This window comes from Frankia sp. AiPs1, assembly GCF_023716945.1.
In the GTDB taxonomy this organism is placed as follows: Bacteria; Actinomycetota; Actinomycetes; order Frankiales; family Frankiaceae; genus Frankia.
On sequence record NZ_JAMQQF010000466.1, the window covers coordinates 1 to 4,820 of the forward strand.

The following is a 4,820-nucleotide window of genomic DNA, read 5'->3' on the forward strand; positions in this document are numbered from 1 at the left end:
GCCGGGGGCCGCGGCCGCGGCCGGGGACGCAGGCCCCGAGCCGGTGCTGATGTACGCCACGGCCTACCGTCGGCTCGCCGAGCGGCGGGAGAAGTCCCCGGTGCGCCGGGTCGCGACCCTCACTGCGCGCGGCCCGGGCGCCTTCTTCCTGCGCGAGACGTCGCCCTCGGCGCAGCGTCGGTCCGCCGATGCCGGCACCGGCTCGACGGGCGCTCGCCCCGGGTCGCCCGACGACGGGGCCAGCACGGACACCGAGGGCGTCCCGCTGGCGCCGTCGGTCACCGTGGCGCATCGCGACCCCCGCCGTTCGGTCGTCGCGCTCATCCACGGCACCGGCCAGGTCATCCTCGGGCCGGGCAGCCCGGGGCCGTTCGCCAGCCCGGTGCTCGCCGCGGAGGCCGCCGCGGCGGCGTTCCGGGCCGCGGCGCGCGACGAGGACGTGGCGGCGGCGGTGTTCCGGGTGAACAGCCCGGGAGGTTCCTACGTCGCCTCCGACCTGGTGCGCCGGGAGGCTGAGCGGTTCCGGGCCAGTGGCCGACCGCTCATCGTGTCGATGGGGGACGTCGCCGCGTCGGGCGGCTACTTCGTCTCCCTGGCCGCGGATGTCATCGTCGCGAATCCGGGCACGCTGACCGGGTCCATCGGGGTGTTCGCCGGCAAGCAGGTGGTCCGGGAGCTGCTCGACAAGGTCGGGGTGGGCTTCGGGGCGGTCGCCGAGGGCGAGCACGCCCTGATGATGTCGCCGCGGCGCCCGTTCACCGCGGGCGAGCGGGAGAAGCTGGAGGAGTTCCTCGACCGCGTCTACGCGGACTTCGTCGACAAGGTGGCCGCGGCCCGGCGGCTGACCCGGGACCAGGTGCACGAGCTGGCCCGGGGCCGGGTATGGACGGGGGCCGACGCCTACGCCTACGGCCTGGTCGACGAGCTCGGCGGGCTGACGGACGCGCTCAGGCTGGCCTGGACGCGGGCCGGGTTGCCCGAGGGGGACACGCCGCGGGTGCGGCTGGCGCCCAAGCCGTCGGTGCTCGAACGGGTCCGGACGCCGAAGTCCAGCGAGGACCGTGGCGCTGCGGCGACGGCCCGGCCGGGGATCCTGACCGGGGGGCTGGCCGCCCTGCTCGGCGCCGGCTCCGGGCTCGCCGGCTCCGGGCTCGGCGGTTCCGGGATGTTCGGTGGTGCCGGCGGGCTGCTTGGCTCCGGTGGGCTGCTCGGCTCCGGTGGGCTCGGCGGTTCCGGGGTGTTCGGCGGCTCCGGTGGGATCGGTGGGTTCGCCGCGGGCTGGGGACCCTGGGCCCCGCTGGCCGCGCGGCTCGGCCTGCCCGTCGGCGGGCCGCTGATGATGCCGCCGCTCGGGCGCATCGGCTAGCGCCTCTCCGCCTGCGACCAACGGGTGGCGCGCTGGGGCCCTGGCTGGTGCCCATCCTGGTTACGTCGGCAATTGCAGGAGGTTGTTGACGGCTGCAGCCGCCGAGGCCGCAGACAACCTCCTGCATCTGCAGGCCGTTCCCACCTCCACGGCCCCACCTGGGTGCCCGGAGGGCGGCGGGGCGCGGCCCGCGGGGCTGTGGGATGCGTGACACCGCGCCGCCCGAGTTGAGGTCGGCTGGCCGGCCGGGGCCGGTCGCGGCCGGCGGGCCCCGGCGGAACCTTCCGCGACGCGCCGGGATCAGCGCCGCCCCACGCGGGCGCGACGGTAGTGTCGCACCGACCGGTTCGTCCGGACGGCCCCGCTCGTCCCGCGATATGGGTCCGCCACGCCGTCGGGCGTGCTGCGGGTCCGGCGCGGGGCGGGTCCGGCGCGGTGCGGGTGCCCGCTGGGCGCCGGTCCGCAGCGGTCCGTTCGGTGTCATCGTGTCGTCGCGTTCGTGTCGTCGCATTCGGAGGTCCTAACCGTGCCGTCCATCGAGGCTGTCGGAGCCCGCGAGATCCTTGACTCGCGTGGCAATCCCACCGTCGAGGTCGAAGTCGTCCTGGAGGACGGGACGTTGGGCCGTGCCGCGGTGCCCAGCGGGGCCAGCACCGGCGCCTTCGAGGCCGTGGAGCTGCGCGACGGGGAGGACCGTTACGGCGGCAAGGGCGTTCGCAAGGCCGTGGCCGCGGTGATCGAGCGGATCGGTCCGGCGATCATCGAGCTGGAGGCCACCGAGCAGCGCCTGCTCGACCAGACGCTCATCGACCTCGACGGCACCCCGGACAAGTCCGCCCTCGGCGCCAACGCCCTGCTCGGCGTGAGCCTCGCGGTGGCCAAGGCGGCCGCGGCCGCCAGCGGGCTGCCGCTGTTCCGCTACCTCGGCGGCCCGAGCGCGCACCTGCTGCCGGTGCCGATGCTGAACATCCTCAACGGCGGCGCGCATGCGGACACGAACGTCGACATCCAGGAATTCATGATCGCTCCGATTGGCGCGAGCACCTTCTCCGAGTCGCTGCGCTGGGGCGCCGAGGTCTACCACGCGCTCAAGAGCGTGCTCAAGGCGCGGGGCCTGGGTACCGGCGTCGGCGACGAGGGCGGCTTCGCCCCGAGCCTGCCCACCAACCGGGATGCGCTCGACCTCATCGCCGAGGCCGTCGACAAGGTCGGCCTGCGCCTCGGCTCGGACGTCGCGCTCGCCCTCGACGTCGCCTCGACCGAGTTCTACTCGGACGGCTCGTACACCTTCGAGGGCAGCACCCGCACCGCCGAGGAGCTCAGCGACTACTACGCGGAGCTGGTCGGCGCCTACCCGATCGTCTCCATCGAGGACCCGCTGGCCGAGGACGACTGGTCCGGCTGGGTGGCGCTGACCGAGCGGCTCGGCAACAAGGTGCAGCTCGTCGGGGACGACCTGTTCGTCACCAACCCGGAGCGGCTTGCCCGCGGAATCGCCTCCAAGGCCGCGAACGCCCTGCTGGTCAAGGTCAACCAGATCGGCACCCTCACCGAGACCCTCGACGCGGTCAACCTCGCCCACCGCAACGGCTACCGGGCGATGATGTCGCACCGCTCCGGTGAGACCGAGGACACCACGATCGCCGATCTCGCCGTCGCCGTCGACTGCGGCCAGATCAAGACCGGCGCACCCGCCCGCACCGAGCGGGTCGCGAAGTACAACCAGCTCCTGCGGATCGAGGAGGAGCTCGACGACGCCGCCCGCTTCGCCGGCGCAGCCGCCTTCCCGCGGCACGGGCAGCCCGCCTGATCCGCATGCCGCCGCCGCGCGCCGCACTGACCACGAGGGCGACCCTGCTCGCCGTCGTGATCTGCGTGCTGGTCCTGACCCTCGCCTATCCGCTGCGGCTGTACCTCAAGCAGCAGAGCAAGCTCTCGGAGCTCGCACGGACGAACACGCAGACCCAGGCCCGGGTCAACGATCTGCGCGCGGCGGTCGAGCGCTACGACGACCAGGCCTGGGTCTCCGACGAGGCGCGCCGGCGGCTGCACTACATCAAGCCGGGCGAGCGGGCGTACCTGATGCCCGCCGCCCCGACCCCCACGCCCGGTGACGACGATGCCCATCGGGGATCGTCCGGCGGCTCGGCCTGGTACGGCCGGCTGTGGTCGGAGATCGCGACGCCCTGAGGATCTGCGACGCCCGGTGGATCTGTGGTGTGCGGTGGATCTGCGATGCTAGGCGGCGGTGCCGGTGCGCGGTCGCCGTCCCAGGGAGGAGAGCGTCGCGGTGCGGGAGGAGAACGTGGTGTCGACGACGGTGACGACCGAGGAGGTCGAGATCGTCGGACGGCAGTTGTCCCGCGCGCCGCGCGGGGTTCTGGCCGTCGCCCATCGCTGTTCCTGCGGTCTGCCGGACGTGGTCGAGACCGCTCCCCGGCTGCCCGACGGTTCGCCGTTCCCCACTCTGTACTACCTCACCTGTCCCCGTGCCGCGGCTGCGGTGTCGCGGCTGGAGGCGGCCGGGATCATGCGGGAGATGACGGCGCGCCTCGCCCACGATCCCGATCTCGCCGCCGCCTACGCCGCGGCGCACCGGGACTACCTCGCCCACCGGGACGCACACGACGTCCTGCCTGGCGCCCCGAGTGCCGGTGGCATGCCGGAGCGGGTCAAGTGCCTGCATGTTCTCGTCGCGCACAGCCTGGCAGCGGGCCCGGGAGTGAACCCCTTCGGGGATGAGGCGATCGCCGCCGTCGACGACTGGGGGCGGCGGGGGCCGTGCGTGGACGCGAGTCCGGCCGCGGTGGGCCGGGCGGGCGCAGCCGAGGCTTGCGCGGGGACGACGGAGGAGGTGCCGGCGTGAACCGAGTCGCCGCGATCGACTGCGGGACCAACTCGATCCGCCTGCTCGTGGCGGACCACGACGAGTCCGGGCTGCACGAGCTGACCCGCCGGATGGAGATCGTCCGGCTGGGCGCCGGGGTGGACCGCACCGGTGAGCTCGCCCCCGAGGCGCTGGCGCGGACCTTCGCCGCGCTGCGCGACTACGCCGCCGACATCGAACGCCTGGGCGCCACCAGGGTGCGGATGGTGGCCACGAGTGCGACCCGCGACGCGCGCAACCGAGCCGAGCTGGTCGCCGGCGTCCGCGCGATCCTCGGGGTCGACCCCGAGGTGATCAGCGGGGACGAGGAGGCGGCGCTGTCGTTCGGCGGCGCCATCGGCGACCTCGTCGGCGGATCCGGGCAGTTCGGAACGCCGGGTCGGGTGGGGGCGCCGAGCCAGCCGGGAGCAGCCGACCGGTCGGGAGCACCCGGGCAGCCCGGAACATCCGGCGATCCCGGCCCCTCGGCCGCGCGCGGAGGAACCGGCCGCGGGGGGGGGGGGGGGGGGGGGGGGGGGGGGGGGGGGGGGGGGGGGGGGGCGGGGGGGGGGGGGGGGGGGGGGGGGG

The 4,820-nt window shown here is 74.9% G+C and carries 4 protein-coding genes and 1 pseudogene; all 5 read left to right on the forward strand.

Annotation, left to right across the window (positions count from 1 at the left end; genetic code table 11):
• A partial coding sequence (gene sppA / locus ND748_RS25375; protein WP_251748562.1) for a signal peptide peptidase SppA occupies window positions 1-1,366 on the forward strand: 1,366 nt, incomplete at its 5' end.
• A 526-nt stretch (window positions 1,367-1,892) separates the two neighbouring features.
• Window positions 1,893-3,176 carry a phosphopyruvate hydratase gene (gene eno, locus ND748_RS25380; RefSeq protein ID WP_251748564.1) on the forward strand — a complete coding sequence of 428 codons (1,284 nt, stop codon included), beginning with the start codon at window positions 1,893-1,895 and terminating at the stop codon, window positions 3,174-3,176.
• 5 nt (window positions 3,177-3,181) lie between these two features.
• Window positions 3,182-3,556 carry a septum formation initiator family protein gene (locus tag ND748_RS25385; RefSeq protein WP_251748566.1) on the forward strand — a complete coding sequence of 125 codons (375 nt, stop codon included), beginning with the start codon at window positions 3,182-3,184 and terminating at the stop codon, window positions 3,554-3,556.
• A gap of 100 nt (window positions 3,557-3,656) precedes the next feature.
• Window positions 3,657-4,232 carry a DUF501 domain-containing protein gene (locus ND748_RS25390; RefSeq protein WP_251748567.1) on the forward strand — a complete coding sequence of 192 codons (576 nt, stop codon included), beginning with the start codon at window positions 3,657-3,659 and terminating at the stop codon, window positions 4,230-4,232.
• A pseudogene (locus tag ND748_RS25395) lies at window positions 4,229-4,820 on the forward strand (Ppx/GppA family phosphatase); the annotation flags it as partial. The gene ND748_RS25390 and the pseudogene ND748_RS25395, both read left to right, overlap by 4 nt.